The organism is Bradyrhizobium sp. BRP22, from assembly GCF_020194175.1.
Taxonomy (GTDB): Bacteria; Pseudomonadota; Alphaproteobacteria; order Rhizobiales; family Xanthobacteraceae; genus Bradyrhizobium.
In genome coordinates, this window is record NZ_JADYVX010000014.1 from 25,115 (window position 1) to 41,122 (window position 16,008).

At 64.7% G+C, this 16,008-nt stretch carries 12 protein-coding genes; 4 read left to right on the plus strand and 8 right to left on the minus strand.

The window, feature by feature from the left end; genetic code table 11:
- Nucleotides 1–17: 17 nt before the first annotated feature.
- The 4 genes from I6F35_RS18810 to rfaD form a co-directional block, all read right to left on the minus strand.
- Nucleotides 18–1,931: a nucleoside-diphosphate sugar epimerase/dehydratase gene (locus I6F35_RS18810; RefSeq protein WP_225119156.1), complete on the minus strand. Its 1,914-nt coding sequence runs from the start codon at nucleotides 1,929–1,931 to the stop codon at nucleotides 18–20.
- Nucleotides 1,932–2,013: 82 nt separating this feature from the next.
- The gene (locus I6F35_RS18815) at nucleotides 2,014–3,309 is read right to left on the minus strand and encodes an O-antigen ligase family protein (RefSeq protein ID WP_225119157.1); all 1,296 of its coding nucleotides are present in this window, start codon (nucleotides 3,307–3,309) and stop codon (nucleotides 2,014–2,016) included.
- Nucleotides 3,306–4,778: a D-glycero-beta-D-manno-heptose-7-phosphate kinase gene (rfaE1, locus tag I6F35_RS18820; protein ID WP_225119158.1), complete on the minus strand. Its 1,473-nt coding sequence runs from the start codon at nucleotides 4,776–4,778 to the stop codon at nucleotides 3,306–3,308. The genes I6F35_RS18815 and rfaE1 overlap by 4 nt, the downstream gene beginning before the upstream one ends.
- Before the next feature lie 16 nt (nucleotides 4,779–4,794).
- Nucleotides 4,795–5,775, minus strand: coding sequence for an ADP-glyceromanno-heptose 6-epimerase (gene rfaD, locus I6F35_RS18825; RefSeq protein WP_225119159.1), 981 nt, complete (start codon nucleotides 5,773–5,775; stop codon nucleotides 4,795–4,797).
- A 154-nt stretch (nucleotides 5,776–5,929) separates the two neighbouring features.
- Between rfaD and waaF the strand changes: the two genes are divergently transcribed.
- Nucleotides 5,930–6,991, plus strand: a complete 1,062-nt coding sequence (gene waaF / locus I6F35_RS18830) for a lipopolysaccharide heptosyltransferase II (protein ID WP_225119160.1) — start codon at nucleotides 5,930–5,932, stop codon at nucleotides 6,989–6,991.
- Here waaF and I6F35_RS18835 read toward each other — a convergent pair.
- Entirely contained in the window at nucleotides 6,973–8,019 is a 1,047-nt protein-coding gene (locus I6F35_RS18835; protein WP_225119161.1) for a glycosyltransferase family 4 protein, read from the minus strand. The genes waaF and I6F35_RS18835 overlap by 19 nt on opposite strands.
- 149 nt (nucleotides 8,020–8,168) lie before the next feature.
- Here I6F35_RS18835 and galE point away from each other — a divergent pair, with 149 nt between their 5' ends.
- The 3 genes from galE (at nucleotide 8,169) to I6F35_RS18850 (ending at nucleotide 12,031) form a co-directional block, all read left to right on the plus strand.
- On the plus strand, nucleotides 8,169–9,182 hold the full coding sequence (gene galE / locus I6F35_RS18840; RefSeq protein WP_225119162.1) for a UDP-glucose 4-epimerase GalE: 1,014 nt from the start codon (nucleotides 8,169–8,171) through the stop codon (nucleotides 9,180–9,182).
- 121 nt (nucleotides 9,183–9,303) lie between these two features.
- The gene (locus I6F35_RS18845) at nucleotides 9,304–11,112 is read left to right on the plus strand and encodes an ABC transporter ATP-binding protein (protein WP_225119163.1); all 1,809 of its coding nucleotides are present in this window, start codon (nucleotides 9,304–9,306) and stop codon (nucleotides 11,110–11,112) included.
- Nucleotides 11,113–11,329: 217 nt separating this feature from the next.
- Nucleotides 11,330–12,031: a fumarylacetoacetate hydrolase family protein gene (locus I6F35_RS18850; RefSeq protein WP_225119164.1), complete on the plus strand. Its 702-nt coding sequence runs from the start codon at nucleotides 11,330–11,332 to the stop codon at nucleotides 12,029–12,031.
- Between the two features lie 215 nt (nucleotides 12,032–12,246).
- Here I6F35_RS18850 and I6F35_RS18855 read toward each other — a convergent pair whose 3' ends face one another.
- The 3 genes from I6F35_RS18855 to I6F35_RS18865 all read right to left on the minus strand — a co-directional run bounded on the left by I6F35_RS18855 (nucleotide 12,247) and on the right by I6F35_RS18865 (nucleotide 15,916).
- Entirely contained in the window at nucleotides 12,247–13,176 is a 930-nt protein-coding gene (locus I6F35_RS18855; RefSeq protein ID WP_225119165.1) for an aspartyl/asparaginyl beta-hydroxylase domain-containing protein, read from the minus strand.
- A 955-nt stretch (nucleotides 13,177–14,131) separates the two neighbouring features.
- Nucleotides 14,132–14,284, minus strand: a complete 153-nt coding sequence (locus tag I6F35_RS18860) for a hypothetical protein (RefSeq protein WP_225119166.1) — start codon at nucleotides 14,282–14,284, stop codon at nucleotides 14,132–14,134.
- A gap of 165 nt (nucleotides 14,285–14,449) precedes the next feature.
- A complete protein-coding gene (locus I6F35_RS18865) occupies nucleotides 14,450–15,916 on the minus strand; it encodes an NAD(P)/FAD-dependent oxidoreductase (RefSeq protein WP_225119167.1) in 1,467 nt (488 codons plus the stop codon).
- Nucleotides 15,917–16,008: the final 92 nt, after the last annotated feature.

Consider the following 16,008-nt stretch of genomic DNA (forward strand, 5'->3'; position numbering starts at 1 on the left):
TCGCGGATCAGACCGGATCACGCGGCGTTCGATCCGAATTCGGGCACGGCATCTTTCAGCACGGCGCGAATGGTGGCGCGATCGTCCGTGGCGATCGCCTCTTCCAGCGCGGCGAGCCACTTACGCAACATCGCCATCGGCGGCTCGTTCGGCTTGGCCGCCATGATGCCGGCAATCCCGATATCGACTGTCGGCTCCTCGCTCGCGAACAGGATCTCGTTCAGCCGCTCGCCCGGCCGCATTCCGCTGAAGACAATATCGACATCGATACCGGGCTGCAGGCCGGACAGGCGGATCATCCGCTCGGCAAGCTCGACGATCTTGACCGGCTGGCCCATCTCGAGGACGTAGACCGAGACGTCGGGCCGCGCCGGCGTCAGCGCATGCGTGGCCGCGGTCAGCACGAGATCGCAGGCTTCGCGGATGGTCATGAAATAGCGCACCATGTCGGGGTGCGTGACGGTGACCGGGCCGCCCGCCTCGATCTGCGCCTTGAATTTCGGCACCACCGACCCGTTCGAGGCCAGCACATTGCCGAACCGGACCGAGATCAGGCGCATGTGCGAACGGTCGCCGAACTGCACGGCGAGATCGTGATCGAGCGCCTGGCAATACATCTCGGCAAAGCGCTTGGTCAGGCCCAGCATCGAGACCGGCTCGATTGCCTTGTCGGTGGAGATCATCACCATCGCCTTGGCGCCGGCTTCGCGCGCGGCGTCGGCGACGTTCACCGATCCGAAGATGTTGGTCTTGACGCCCTCGCTCCAGTCGCGTTCGAGGATCGGCACGTGTTTCAGCGCCGCGGCGTGGAACACGATGTCAGGCTTGAACTCGCGCATCACCCGCACGATGCGCTCGCGGTCGCGGATATCGGCGATGCGCCCCTCCACTGTCGCCTGGGCGCCGCGCGCGGCGAGCGCCTCGGTGACCGCATAGAGCGCCGGCTCCGAATGCTCGATCACCAGCAGGCGGGCGGCGCCGAACGTCGCGACGCGGTCGCAGATTTCGGCGCCGATCGAGCCGCCGCCGCCGGTGACGATGACGCTCTTGCCCTTCACCAACCCTTCCAGGCGCGCATAGTCGATCGTCGCGCTCGGGCGCAGCAGCAGGTCCTCGACCGCGACATTGGTCAGCCGCGGCGCATCGCCGCCCTCGAGCGACGGCAGGCGGCTGACCATCAGGCCGAGCCGCCTCGCCCGCATCAGCACCGATTCGGGATGCGCTTCGGGCTCGAACGCCGACGGCGTCATCACGACGCGCTTGATCGGCTTCTCGCGACTCTGGAAATCGCGGATCACGGCTTCGACATCGTCGACGCCGCCGAGCACGGGGATGTTGCGGATCTGCTGGCCGAGGTCGGAATTCGATGGCGACAGCACGCCGACCGGCCAGATCCGCTTGATCGCGCCGTTCTCGATCCCGCGCAGCACGATCTCGGCATCGGCCGCACGCCCGACCAGCAGCGTCGGCGCCGCGTCCTCGGTGCGCGCGTGATGGCGCGTGCGCGAGTAGCGGAAATAGCGGTAGCCGAAGCGGAGCGCGCCGAGCGAGAACACCTGCAGGAAGAAATACAGGATGATGGTGATGCGGCCGAAAAACACCGTTCCGTGGAAGCTCGGCGCGATGAAGATGAAGACATAGTCGAGAACGACCAGCGCCAGCGTCAGGACCGCCGAGGCGCGCAGGATGTTGAGGGCGTCCGGCAGCGAGATGAAACGCCATTTCGAGGTGGTGAGATTGAAGACGTAACAGACGACGATGCCGAAGACGACGAACCAGGGCAGGATGCGCAGCAATAGCGGCAGGCGATCGGTGAGCAGATCGCCCTCGAACCGCAGGTAAAACGCCGCCAGGAGTGCGAACGCGGTCGCGAGCGCGTCGTGCGTGACGATCAGGAAATTGCGCGCGGTAAATTGCGAGAAACGCGTCATGTGACGGATGGGCCAGGGACTAACGAGTTTGCAACAGCGTTCGGGGCTGCTGATAGCCCATATGCAGCGCGCATACCAGAGATCATGGCGAGACCGGGTTCGCCGGTTTTGCGGCCGCGCCGTCCGATTTCGCCTTCAGCACCATGCCGCCGGCGACGCCGACGCCGAGCACGTACATCCAGCCCTCGTGAAAATCGAAAATGTGCGAATTGAACAATGAGGTAAAGATATTCTGCACGACCACCAAAAGCCCGATCCAGTCGACCAGCCCCTCGCCCCGAAACAGTGTCAGGTGCCAGAACCAGATGGCATAGAGGATGGCAACGCCGACAATGCCCCACTGCACGGCTATATTCAATGTCTGGTTGTGCGGATTGCCGATCACATCGCTGGTCGCCGTGTGGGCCTCCTTGGTCGCGACCTGCTCGAACAGCCCACGGGTGGAGCCGGTACCGTGGCCGATCAAGGGCGCGGCGGCGAAGAAGCCCAGCGATTTGCGCCAGTATTCAAGCCGGAGCCCGATCGAGGTCGGCCGGTTCTCCTCTTTGTAGAGCCGATAGTCCCTGCTGAAGGTCTCCGCGGTCCGGCGCAGTTGCGGCGAGGTCTGCCAGGCGATGCCTGCCAACACCATTGCGGCAGCGACGATGGCCAGGATGCTGCGCCATCGCAGATGCAGGAGCGCAAACACCGCAAACATCACGGGCACCGTGACCAGCGCCGTCCGTGAGACGATCACGAAGGCCATGTTGACGAAAAAGCTGAGCGCGATCGCAACCAGCACGCCGGCCAGCACGAATTTTTTCGCACGCAAGAGGGTGACGATCGGATAGGCCAGCGCCACCGCGCAGAGTGTGAACTCCTGGCTCTGGTCGATATAGTTCTTCACGAAGATGCCGCGCTCGGCGTCGATAGGCGGTTTCAGCGACAGGCCGGGCTGCAGGAACACCAGCCAGGACATCACCATCAACAGCGTGCAGGAAATCAGGAAGGCGACGAACACCCACATGCCGCGCGTCGAACGCTCGAAATGATAGAGCAGGAGCGGCAGCACCAGGAGCTTGGCCGTCGGGCTCACGGCATAGGTGCGCGCGCCCCAGGCCGCGTCCGACCACAGCATGCCGACGACCGCGAGCACGAACAGCGCGATCGGCAGCGCCGCGATCGGCCGCTGCAGCGATTGCAGGAAAGACTTCAGATCGAGCGTCGGCGCGACCACGAGCACGAACAGCGCGCCAAAGATGCCGACCAGCGAGGTCGACCATGGCAGCGACAGCGCGATCAGCACGGCGACGATGTCGGCGGCCTTGGCCCAGGCGGCCGGGTTGCGCCAGGCCGGCAGCGCTTCGCCGGCCGTTGAAACGCCGGCCGCGGTGCTCACGCCTTGCCTCCGCGGGCGCGGGCGACCAGCGACGTCGTGCTGAAGCCGGGCAGGATGTCGACCAGCAGCACCTCGCCGCCATGGGCCTCGACGATCTCATGGCCGACCACCTGCTCGCGGGTATAGTCGCCGCCCTTGACCAGCACGCTCGGCTTGATCGCCGTGATCAGGTTGATCGGCGTGTCCTCCTCGAAAATGGCGACGAGGTCGACCGCCTCCAGCGCCGCCAGCACTTCGGCGCGCGCGCGCTCGTCCTGCACAGGCCGCCCCTGCCCTTTCAGCCGCTTGACGGATGCGTCGCTGTTGAGCCCGACGATCAGCCGGTCGCAGGCGCCGCGCGCCGCCGTCAGGACCTTGACGTGGCCGGGATGCAGGATGTCGAAACAGCCATTGGTAAACCCGACGCGCAGACCCTGCCGCCGCCATTCGCTGAGCTGGGCGCCGAGATCGCCGCCGGCCGCGACGATCTTTTCTTCCGCCGCCAGTGAGGCCTCCGGCAGGATCTTGCGCCTGAGTTCGGCCGGCGCCACCGTCGCGGTGCCGGTCTTGCCGACGGCGACGGCGGCCGCAGCACTCGCCACCCGCAACGCCGTCTCCCAGTCAGCCTTTGCGGCAAGCGACAGCGCGAGCGCCGCCGCAACCGTGTCGCCGGCGCCGGAGACGTCGCGGACCTTCACCGGCAAGGCCGGCACATGGACGGTTTCGCCGTCGCGCACCACCAGCGTCATGCCGTGCTCGCCCTGTGTCACCAGCATCGCCTCGCAATCGGCAAGCCGCATCGCATCCTCGGCTGCCTCGGCGATCGCATCGGGCGAATCGGCGCGGCTCCGCGTCGCCTCGGCGAATTCCTTGCGGTTGGGGGTGAGCAGCGTCGCGCCGCGATAGATCGCCAGATTGAGGCTCTTGGGATCGACGATCACGCGCTTGCCGAGTTTTCGCGCGGCGTCGATAGTGTTGCGGATGACGCGCGCAGTCAGCACGCCCTTGGCATAGTCCGACAGCAGCACGATGTCGGCGCGAGCAAGCTCCGGAACAATGGTGTCGATCAATTGCTGCTCGATCTCGCCTGAGGCCGGCTGCGCCTGCTCCCAGTCGGCGCGCAGCATGTGGGTGGAAAAATGCTCGGAGACGAAGCGCACCTTCCGCGTCGTCGGGCGCGCGCGGTCGCACACCAGCCGGCTTTCGATGCCGCTCTCCGCCGCCAGCGCGCCCTTCAGCTTCGCGCCGGTCTCGTCGTCGCCGATGAGGCCGACAAAAACGCAGCGGCCACCGAGCGAAGCGATGTTGCGGGCAACATTGCCGGCGCCGCCGATATTGGTCTCGCTGCGCTGGACCGCAATCACCGGTGCCGGCGCCTCCGGCGAAATCCGCGACACTTCGCCATAGACGAACTCGTCCAGCATGAGATCGCCGACGCAGAGCACGGTCTGCCGGGAAAGCGCCTGCGACAGGGTCGAAAAATCGAACATCTCTCTCCTAGCCCGATCAGCGATAGCGGTCGGGACGATCGAGGAAGCCGTTCACGTAAGTCTCGACGGCGTCCTCGAGCCGCGTGAAACCGCCGTTATAGCCCGCGCGCTGCAAGCGATCGACATCGGCTTCCGTGAAATATTGATAGCTGCCCCGGATCTGCTGGGGCATATCGACGTACTCGATGTTCGGCTTTAGTCCGAGCGCGGCATAGGCCGACAGCATCAGGTCCTTGAAACTGCGCGCGGTGCCGGTTCCGACATTGAACAGCCCGCTGACCGAAGGCGTCGCGAGCAGCCACATCATCACCCGCACGGTATCGTCGACATAGATGAAGTCGCGCCGTTGGTCGCCGTCGGCAATGCCGTCGCGGTGCGACTTGAACAATTGCACCGGCCGGCCCGCCTTGATGTCGTCGAAGCGCCGCGCCAGCACGCTCATCATCGTGCCCTTGTGGTATTCGTTCGGCCCGAACACGTTGAAGAATTTCAGGCCCGCCCATTGCGGCGGCAGCTTCTCGCCGCGCACCACCCGGTCGGCAACGACGAGATCGAACAGGTGCTTGCTCCAGCCGTAGAGATTCATCGGCCGCAGCTTCTTCAGCGCCTCGACCGTCTGCTGGTCGCGAAATCCCGCTTCGCCGTCGCCATAGGTCGCGGCCGAGGACGCATAGATCAACGGCGTCGCACTCGCCGCGCACCAGTCGAGCAACCGCAGCGACAGGCGGAAGTTGGTCTCGATCACGAGATCGCCATCGGTCGCCGTGGTCTCGGAGATCGCCCCGAGATGGATCACCGCATCGAGCCGCCGGCCCGACAGCCACGCCGACAGTTCCGCGGGAGGCACGAAATCGGCAAGCTGGCGCTTTGCGAGATTACGCCATTTGCCGTCGTGGCCGAGCACGTCGCAGACGACGACGTCCGTGCGGCCGGCGTCATTCAACGCGGCCACGACATTCGACCCGATAAAACCGGCTCCGCCGGTCACCAGCAACATGCCGATCCCTGCCCTGATTTGTGCGGGCCAGCTTTGCCCCAGTCCCGCGGCGCAGGCAACTTACTCAGTGGATGAAATGCCGCTGACTTTACCTCCGGCGGGAGAGCGGCTACCGACGGAGCCGCAATCGTCAGGGTTTCCTGTCCATTAAGATATGAATAACGATTCAGTAGAAGGCATTGAAGTCGAGGACGCCGGCGACACCCGCCCGATCCTGATCATCCCCTATATGTGGATCGGCGATTTCGTGCGCGGCCATACCGTCGTGCGGGTCCTGAAGCAGCGCTGGCCAAACCGGCCGGTCGACATGCTGACGACCTCGCTCTGCGCGCCGCTGGTCGACTACATGCCCGGCGTCCGCGGCAAGATCGTCTGGGACTTGCCGCGCGGCCGGCTGGCCGTGGCGAAACAGTTCGGCCTGGCTAGGGAACTTCGCGCCCGCGGCTATCGGACCGCCCTGGTCATGCTCCGCACCTGGAAATCGGCGATCGCACCGACGCTCGCAGGCATTCCGGAGCGGGTCGGCTTTTTCGGCGAGGCGAGGTTCGGCCTCATCAACCGGGTGCGCTGGGGCGAGAAGAAGCTGGCGCGCATGGTCGACCAGATGTCGGCGCTTGCCTTACCCGTGGGCGCGCGATTCCCGCCCGAATGGCCGGTGCCGCAATTACGAGTTCCCGCCGAGGAAACCGAGCGGTGGCGGCAAGCCAACGGATTGGGCAGTGGCCCCGCGATCGCGTTGGCGCCCGGCTCGGTCGGCTCCGGCAAGCGCTGGACCTATTACGGCGAGGCGGCACGGCTGCTCGCGGCGCGCGGCTTTGATGTCTGGGTGGTCGGCGGCCCCGGCGAGAAGGCGCTGGCTGCGGAGATCGTCACGGCCGGCGGCGCCAAGGTCCGCGATCTGACCGGCACCGATCTGCGCAACGGCATCCTGGCGATGGCCGCAGCGAGCGTCGCGATCTCCAACGATTCGGGCCTGATGCATGTCGCGGCTGCGCTGGGCACGCCGACGATGGGGATTTTCGGCCCCACCAGTCCCTACCACTGGGCTCCCCTCAACGGCCTGGCTGCCACCGTGGTGACCAAGACGCAGGTGCCGTGCCAGCCCTGCCATCGCCCGGTCTGCACCATGAACGACCACCGCTGCATGCGCGATATTCCGGCCACCGACGTCGCCGACATCGCCGAGCGCGTGCTGGCTCAGGCGAGCGCGCGATAAACCGCGGCGATCCCGTTCGCTTCCGCGTCGAGACTGAATTTCTCCACCACGCGCGCCCGCGCGCGCTCACCCATTGCGGTCGCCATCGCGGGATCGCGCATCAACGGCTCGAGCGCCGCACAGAGTGCATCGACGTCCCCCGGCGGCACCAGCACGCCGGTGACGCCATCCTCGACCACGAATTCGGCCGCGCCGGCGCGCGCCGCCACCAGCGCCGCGCCCGACGACATCGCCTCGATCAGCGTCAGTCCAAAGCCCTCGTTACGCGAGGTGAAGGCGTAAATGGTCAATCGTTGATACCAGCGCTCGACCTCATCGATCGGGACTTCACCGGTGATCCTGATGCGTGACATCAGCCCCGCAGCCTCGATCCGCTGCTTCAGCCCCTTGGCGAACCCCTGCTGCTCCGGCACGACAGCGCCGACAAGCACGGCGGAAAAATCCGGATGGCGCGGCAACAGCCGGCACATCGCCTCGACGAAGACGTCGCTGCCCTTCTGCGCTCGCACGCGGCCGAAGCAGCCGATCGCGTAACGCCCGGGCAGACCGCTCTCGGCGAACGCCGCCGCGCGATCAGCCGGCGGCGCGTAGCGCTCGGTATCGACGCCGTGCATCACGACCGTCGCCTCACGCTTGAGAAAGGATGCAGACAATGCGCTCGTCGCGATCACCGCATCCATCTGCCGGATCAGCCAGCGCGTCAGCCAGGTGTGATGCCGCTGCGCGGCCGATGTGAACACCAGCTTCAAGGGCCAGCCGAGCGCACGCAACGTCACGCCCGCGATCATCTCGTCATTGCGCCGCGCGTGCCAGATCAGCGGCGTGCGGCGGCGCCACAGTTTCAAGAGATCGACGAAACCCATGCGCGTGATGCCCTCGGGCGCGTGCGGGCCGAGCCAGGCCGCGCGGAACATCCTTGCAAGCTTCGGTGCGACCATGCGGTTGGTCGCGGTCACGCCCGAATAGCGCCTGTGCAGATTCGGCACGATCAGCTGCAGGTCAGCGGACAGATTGCTCTCGATCGGCACAGTGGCTCCCTTTGGGCTCCCATTGGGCTCCCTTTGCGGGAGTTCCTATACGCAACATTAAGCATAGGGGCCAGTTCTGAGGCCACGAAACCCCCTCTTCATCGCAACCCCGCTAACATCCCGCGAAAATAACAGGGAGAGGTGAAGTCATGACCGTGCTCGTCACCGGCGGCGCCGGTTATATCGGAAGTCACATGGTGCGCGCGCTCGTCGATGCAGGCGAAAGCGTCGTCGTTGTCGACAATCTCTCTACCGGCTTCTCCGCCCTCCTGCCCGAAGGCGTGCCACTGTTCATCGGCGATGCCGGCGACGAAAATCTCGTCGAGGGCGTGATCGCCCAGCATGGCGTCGACAGCATCATCCATTTCGCCGGCTCGGTGGTGGTGCCGGAATCGATGCGCGATCCGCTCGGCTACTACCGCAACAACACCATGACCACGCAGAGCCTGTTGAACGCGGCGGTCAAGTCGGGCGTCAGCCGCTTCATCTTCTCTTCCACCGCCGCCGTCTACGGCGATCCCGAAGAGGTGCCGGTGCCGGAGACCGCCCCGACGCGGCCGCTGTCGCCCTATGGCATGTCGAAGCTGATGACCGAAATCATGCTGCATGACGTGGCCACCGCGCACGGCATGAACTACGTCGTGCTGCGCTATTTCAACGTCGCCGGCGCCGACCCGCTTGGCCGTATCGGGCTTTCCACCATCGGCGCAACGCACCTGCTCAAGATCGCGGTCGAGGCCGCCACCGGCCAGCGCGCCAAGGTCGATGTGTTCGGCGGCGACTATCCGACACCGGACGGCAGCTGCATCCGCGACTTCGTCCATGTCACCGATCTCGTCGAGGCGCACCGGGCTGCGCTGTCTTATCTGCGCGCCGGCGGCGGTTCCGTCACGCTGAATTGCGGCTATGGCCGCGGCTATTCGGTGCTGGAGACGCTCGAGGCGGTACGCCGCGTCTCCATGCGCAACTTCGCCGTGTCCTATGCGCCGCGCCGCCCCGGCGACATCATGACCATGGTCGCCGACACCAGCCGCATCCGCGCGCTTCTCGACTGGACGCCGAAATACGACGATCTCGAAACCATCGCGGCGCATGCGCTGGCCTGGGAGCAGAAGCTGTTCCTGGAACGCGGCGGTCCGCTGCAGCAGGCGGAATCGGCCTGAAAATCAAGCCGTTATTTGACTTGAAATTGGCTTGAAAAAACACGCTTTCACAGGCAAGGAGTCATCAGCCTGACGCTGACGCGCGTCCGCTTCCGAACAACGCGGCGTCAAGGGAACGCGGATGACCGAGCCTCCAAGAAAGCTAACCGACGACCCCTATGGGGCGGCGGTCCTGATTCGCCGCCTGATCGCCGAGCAAGGGCTCACCCATTGGCGCAATTATCTGCAGGCGTTCGCACTGATGGGGATTTCGGCGGCCGCTACGGCCGGCGCGGCCTACATCCTCGGCCAGGTGATCAACCAGGCCTATATCGACAAGGACATTGCCGGCATCGCCAGGCTCTCCGGTGTCACGGTCGTTCTCTTGTTCATCAAGGGCCTGGCGACCTACGGCCACACCGTGATCCTGTCGAAGATCAGCAATGCCATTCTCGCCGACAACCAGCGGCAATTGTTCGCCAAGCTGATGAGCGAGAGCATCGGCTTCTTCTCCGAACGGCATTCGTCGGAGTTCCTGGCGCGGCTGACCGCCGGCGCAAAATCCATCACCGACGTCCTGAACATGCTGATCAACGCCATCGGGCGCGATTTCCTGATGCTGATCGCCATGATTGCCGTGATGGTGTTTCAGGATCCGATCCTGTCGTTCATCGGTCTTGTGGTGGTGCCGCCGGCGATGCTGATCCTGCGCAAGCTGGTGAAGCGCATCAAGGGCCTCGCCTACAACCAGTTCACCGGCACCGCCGACATCCTGGAGACTATGCAGGAATCGCTGCAGGGCATCCGCACCGTGAAGGCGTTCACGCTGGAAGAGGCGATGAAGCAGCGCATCGACGAGAACATCACCGCCGTCGAGCGCAACGCCAACAAGATGGCGCGGGTCGCCAACCGCTCGAATCCGCTGATGGAGATGCTCGGCGGCTTCGCGGTGGCCGGCTGCCTGCTCTATGGCGGCTACAGCGTGGTCGCGCTCAACGCGACTCCCGGCGCGTTCTTCTCCTTCATGACCGCCTTCCTGATGGCGACCGAGCCCGCCAAGCGCCTGTCGCGGCTCAACATCGATCTCAACAGCCAGTTGGTCGGCGCGCGGATGCTGCTCGAAGTCGTCGACAGCCCCGCAAGCGAACGCTCCGACGACGATAAGCCTGCGCTGAAATTGACCGAGGCGCGGATCGAACTGCGCGATGTCGGCTTTGCCTATCGCCCCAGTGAGCCGGTGCTCGATCACATGAGCTTCGTCGCCGAGCCCGGCAAGGTCACCGCGCTGGTCGGCCCCTCCGGCGGCGGCAAGTCAACCGTGCTGGCGCTGCTGCTTCGCTTCTATGAGGCGAGCGAGGGCGACATCCTGATCGACGGCCAATCGATCGCTTCGGTATCGCGGCGCTCGCTGCGCCAGCAGACCGCCTATGTCGGCCAGGATGTCTATCTGTTCCGCGACACCATCCGCAACAACATCGCCTTCGGCAAGCCGGGCGCGACCGAGGAGGAGATCGTGGAGGCGGCCAAGGCGGCTTGCGCGCATGACTTCATCAGCGGCTTCCCGCTCGGCTACGACACGCCGGTCGGCGAACTCGGCACGCAACTCTCCGGCGGCCAGCGCCAGCGCATCGCGGTGGCGCGCGCGCTGATCAAGAACGCGCCGATCATCCTGCTTGATGAAGCGACCGCCGCGCTCGATTCGGAATCCGAAAAGCAGGTGCAGGAAGCGATCGAGCATCTCTGCCGGAACCGCACCACCATCGTGATCGCGCATCGGCTGCACACCATCATGCATGCGGATGCGATCCTGGTGGTCGAAGGCGGTGCGATCGTCGAGCGCGGCCGTCACGACGACCTGCTCCGCCGCGGCGGCCGCTACGCCTCCTTCTTCCGCCTCCAGCATCACGACACCCGCCCGCTCACGCTGGCTCCGATCAGCGCGACTGGCTAGGGCATGAGATTGAATCGCATAGCGCGCCAGGACCGAGCTGCGCCCCCTCTCCCGCTTGCGGGAGAGAGCCGGGGTGAGGGTGTCTCCACGATGGGACTTTCCGTGGGGAGAAAGCCCTCACCCGCCGCGCTGCGCGCAGCTCCCGCAAGCGGGGGAGCTGAAGTATCCTCGCGCCAATTGACGTCATAACCACTCACTTCAACAACGAGAGCGCTTCATGACCGCCACAGATTACGTCATCCCCGCCCCACCGCAGGCCTCGCTCCCCGTGGTCGGCGAGACGAAACTCTACCCCGTCCGCCGCATCTGGTGCGTCGGGCGCAACTATCTCGAGCACATCAGAGAGATGGGCAATGACGAGCGCGCGCCGCCGTTCTTCTTCGCCAAGCACGCCGACATGCTGGTGCCTGACGGCGCCACCATCCCCTACCCGCCGCTGACCAACGACCTGCATCATGAGGTCGAACTGGTGGTCGCAATGAAGAGCGGCGGCCTCAACATTCCCGCCGACAAGGCGCTCGACCATGTCTATGGCTATGCCGTCGGCATCGACCTCACCCGGCGCGATCTGCAGATCGCCTCGCGCAAGAAGGAGCGTCCCTGGGAGATCGGAAAGTCCTTCGACTATTCCGCGCCCTGCTCCGCGCTGCAGCCGGCCGCAAAGATCGGTCATCCGACAAAAGGCAAGATCTGGCTCACCGTCAACGGCAAGGAAACCCAGAAGGGCGATCTCACCGAACTGATCTGGAACGTGCCCGAGATCATCTGGCAGCTCTCGCAGCAGGTGAAGCTCGCCGCCGGCGACCTCATCCTGACGGGAACGCCGGCCGGCGTCTCTCAGCTTCACCCCGGCGACAAGATCGAATGCGGCGTTGACGGCGTCGGCACGCTGAAGGTCAACATCGGCCAGCCGGAGTAGGTTGGCGCGCCACAATCACTGCCGTCGTCCCGGCCTTGCCGCGCCGCGGCGAAGCCTTGGCGTAGCCGGGAGCCGGGACCCATAACCACAGGCGCGAGTTGTAGCTGCGTGGCCCGGGTCGAGCGCAGCGTAACCCGGGACTTCTGACCCGCCATCGAGAGCGGCCCCGTGCTACGCTGGCGCTTCACCCGGACTTCACTTGGACTACCGCGCACTCACCTGAGTGCCGACGCGACGATGAGGCCGAGGATCAAGACCGTCAGCGAATATTTCAGCGTGTAGTAGACGTTCCGATTCCACTCCTTCACCTTGCGGCTCGCGAGGTGAATTTCGTAGAGCTTGCCGAACACCTTGTTGAGCACGCCGACATGCTCGCCGTCCACGTTCTGCGTGGCGGAGGCCTTGACGATGTGATGGCTCACCCAGCGGTTGACCGCGGTCGTGACGCCGTACTTCATCGGGCGCTCGACGTCGCAGAACAGGATGATGCGGTTGACGTCGGTCGCATTCTCGGCGTGGTGGATGAAGGTCTCGTCGAACATGAAGGCCTCGCCGTCGCGCCAGACGCATTCGACGCCGTCGACCAGGATGCGGCACTTGTTCGAATTCGGCGTCACCAGCCCGAGGTGATAGCGCAGCGAGCCCGCAAAGGGATCGCGATGCGCGCCGAGCTTGCCGCCGGGCGGCAGCATCGCAAACATCGCCCCGTGCACCGATGGAATCGAATTGAGCAGCTCCACCGTCTTCGGGCACAGCGTGCGCGCCGACGGGAGGAAGTCGTCGTACCACTTCAGGTAAAAGCGCTTCCAGCCGCTCTTGAAGAAGGAATAGAAGCCCCAGTCGTTGTTCTTCGCGGCAGCGCGGATAAAGCCCTCGTCGAACAGCCGCACCGCCTCGTCTCGGATCGTCTCCCAATTCTCGCTGAGCTTGGCGAGCTCCGGAAATTTCTCGACCGGAATCACCGGCGTATTCGGAACAGCCGACCCGGCGTACATCAAGACGTTGTAGGGGGCGAGATAGGTCGAGTGATCGCCGAGCTGGCGGGCGAACCGCAGTCGCTCGCGGCCGCGGAAGTGCACATAGATCGTCGATGCTGCCAGGATGTAGAGGATTACCAGCTGCGGTGCGAATAGTGTTTTCAGCATGTCAGTACCTGCCGCGGCGCAGACCACGTGCAATGTTCGTGCAATGTCGTAGCGTGATATAGCGCAACCGAGTCTTCAAGCAAATCCTGGAGGCTGCGTCCTGGATCGAGCGGGCCTGCTCGCAGAACAGAAATTCTTCAGCAATTCCAATATGAACCGCGGCGTCCAGCCCCTCTTCACCAAAATTTTCCCCTTCACGCGTCGGGCAAATCAGCGTTATTAATCCGCGCATCTCATCCGATTGAGGGGCGGGTCGCGATCGTCACGAACGTTGCGGTGAGATGCGGTGGACGCTGACATCACGACTGACGAGCGTGACGTCAGCGGACGGCGAAGTCGTGTGGTTCTGGCGCCCCGACGCTGGCGCTAAGTTCGCGGAGATAATCTGCGGGCGACGGTGGCAAGAAAGCCCGGTCACCGGGGAGAGCACGAAGTAAGCCGTAAACCATCGCGCAGGGAAGCCGGAGCTGCTTCGGTTGACCTGTGGTCCTACCCCCGTGCTTTTTGTTGCACGGGGCCCACGGGTGCGACCGGCACCCGGCTTTCCCTGCGCCCTCTGTATGATGGGAGGGTGGAAAGGTACGCAAACCTCGGACGCCATGCGCCGCGAGAACGCGAACTCATATCCTCACTCTCCCGTCATGCCCGCGAAGGCGGGCATCCAGTAACCCGCGGCGTCTGAGCATAGGCACTGACGTCTCTGGAATACTGGATCGTCCGGTCAAGCCGGACGATGACAACGGAGAAGCTGTTTGACAATTGAATCAGTATCTCCCCAGTCGTCCCGGCCTTGCCGCGCCGCGGCGAAGCCTTGGCCTAGCCGGGACCCGGGACGACATCGTCTGGGCCTTGCGACAATCGTAGGACGGGTAGAGCGCAGCGAAACCCATCATTCGCGCGGCTTGCTCCATCGCGATGGGTTTCGCTGCGCTCTACCCTTCCTACGGCGCCGCCCTCAGGCGCGCATTGCCTGCAGGCCCTTGAAGGTCAGGCGCTTGGGGTCCTTGATGCCGGAGAGGTAGAGGCGGCGAATGAAGGCAACGGCGGCGTCGCGGTCGCAATCGGTCAGCGCCACCAGGGCATCGACGGCAATTCGCTGGGCGTCCATGGGCTTCCTCTTGCTATCAGCAGCCACAGGCCGTGCAGCGTAGGGCGTCTCGGTTAATCCGGCGTTAACCGTCGCGGCAGAATGGCTGATTCGGAACGAAGCCCGAATACGCAAAACCACTCATGGGGTGCCGAGGCGCAGGTTTCGCGAGAACAGCGAGGATCGTCACGAATACTGCATCACGCCGTCATCCACCTTGCCATAGCGCAGGGAGACGATGTCGAGCGCATAGTTCTGGTACAGCCGCCACGGCCGCTTCGAACCCTGCTTCGGCAGTTTTGCGATCGAGCGCTGGACATAGCCGGACGAGAAGTCGAGCGCCGGCAGCGCTTCGATCGAGGGATCGAGGTTATGCGCCACGCATTGCCTGAAGCCGTGCCGGTCCATGTGATTGATCAGACGGCAGACGTATTCGCAGGTGAGGTCGCATTTCAGCGTCCAGGAGGCGTTGGTGTAGCCGAGCGCGGCGGCGAGGTTCGGCACGTCCGAATACATCATCCCCTTGTAGCTCAGCGTCGTCGCGAAATCGACCTTGCGGCCGTCGACGCTGACCTCGACGCCGCCGAGCACCTGCAGGATCAGGCCGGTGGCGGTGATGATGATGTCGGCCGGAAGCTCGCTGCCGTCCTTCAGGCGAATGCCGCGTTTGGTGAAGCTATCGATCTGGTTGGTGACGACGGAGGCGCGCTGCTCGCGGATCGATCTGAACAGGTCGCCGTCGGGCACCAGGCAGAGCCGCTGCTCCCAGGGATTATAGCGCGGCGTGAAATGCGTGCCGATGTCGTAGTCCGGACCGAGCGCCATCTTGATGCCGCCGAGGATCAGCTCTTTGGCGCGCTCCGGCTTGCGGCGGCAGAGCTGGAAGAAATACATGCCGAACAGCACGTTGCGCCAGCGGATCAGATGATAGGCGAGCTTCGCCGAGAGATTGCGCCGGAGCTTGTTGGCGAGCGCATCCTCCGCCGGGCGCGCCACAACGTAAGTCGGCGAGCGCTGCAGCATGGTGACATGCGCCGCGGTCTTCGCCAGCTCCGGCACCAGCGTCACCGCTGTCGCCCCCGAGCCGATCACGACGACGCGCTTGCCGGCATAGTCGAGGTCTTCAGGCCATTTCTGCGGATGCACGATCTGGCCCTCGAAGTCGGCAGTGCCTGCGAATTCCGGCGTGTAGCCTTCCTCGTATTTGTAATAGCCCGAGCACATGAAGAGGAAATTGCAACTGAAGCGCACGATTTCGGCCGCGCCCTCGCGCGCCTTACGCTCCGCTTCGACCGTCCAGCGCGCCTCGTCGGACGACCATGCGACGCGCTTGACGCGATGGTTGAAGCGGATCTTGCGGTCGATGCCGTTCTGTGCCGCGGTCTCGCGCACATAGTTCAGGATGCGCGGACCGTCTGCGATCGCCTTCGGCTCGGTCCACGGACGGAACGAATAGCCCAGCGTGTACATGTCGCTGTCGGAGCGGATGCCGGGATAGCGGAAGAGGTCCCAGGTGCCGCCGATGCAGTCGCGGCCCTCGAGGATGATGTAGCTCTTGGCCGGGCGTTTCTGCTGCAGGTGATAGCCCGCGCCGATGCCGGACAGCCCGGCGCCGACGATCAGGACATCGAAATGCTCCAATGCCTCGGTCATGGCGTTCTCCCTGCCGAAGTATCGGGCAGGCGCCCGTCGATTTGCAACTCCCTTCCCTTGGTGCCGGCAAAGAAAAAGGCCCCGGATTGCGC

What these genes read in the sequence shown, in the direction of transcription:
- rfaE1 (WP_225119158.1), bottom strand. Translation starts at nt 4,778, where the DNA reads ATGTTCGATTTTTCGACCCTGTCGCAGGCGCTTTCCCGGCAGACCGTG.
- I6F35_RS18845 (WP_225119163.1), top strand. Translation starts at nt 9,304, where the DNA reads ATGACCGAGCCTCCAAGAAAGCTAACCGACGACCCCTATGGGGCGGCG.
- I6F35_RS18865 (WP_225119167.1), bottom strand. Translation starts at nt 15,916, where the DNA reads ATGACCGAGGCATTGGAGCATTTCGATGTCCTGATCGTCGGCGCCGGG.
- I6F35_RS18810 (WP_225119156.1), bottom strand. Translation starts at nt 1,931, where the DNA reads ATGACGCGTTTCTCGCAATTTACCGCGCGCAATTTCCTGATCGTCACG.
- waaF (WP_225119160.1), top strand. Translation starts at nt 5,930, where the DNA reads ATGAATAACGATTCAGTAGAAGGCATTGAAGTCGAGGACGCCGGCGAC.
- galE (WP_225119162.1), top strand. Translation starts at nt 8,169, where the DNA reads ATGACCGTGCTCGTCACCGGCGGCGCCGGTTATATCGGAAGTCACATG.
- I6F35_RS18850 (WP_225119164.1), top strand. Translation starts at nt 11,330, where the DNA reads ATGACCGCCACAGATTACGTCATCCCCGCCCCACCGCAGGCCTCGCTC.
- rfaD (WP_225119159.1), bottom strand. Translation starts at nt 5,775, where the DNA reads ATGTTGCTGGTGACCGGCGGAGCCGGTTTTATCGGGTCGAATGTCGTG.
- I6F35_RS18855 (WP_225119165.1), bottom strand. Translation starts at nt 13,176, where the DNA reads ATGCTGAAAACACTATTCGCACCGCAGCTGGTAATCCTCTACATCCTG.
- I6F35_RS18860 (WP_225119166.1), bottom strand. Translation starts at nt 14,284, where the DNA reads ATGGACGCCCAGCGAATTGCCGTCGATGCCCTGGTGGCGCTGACCGAT.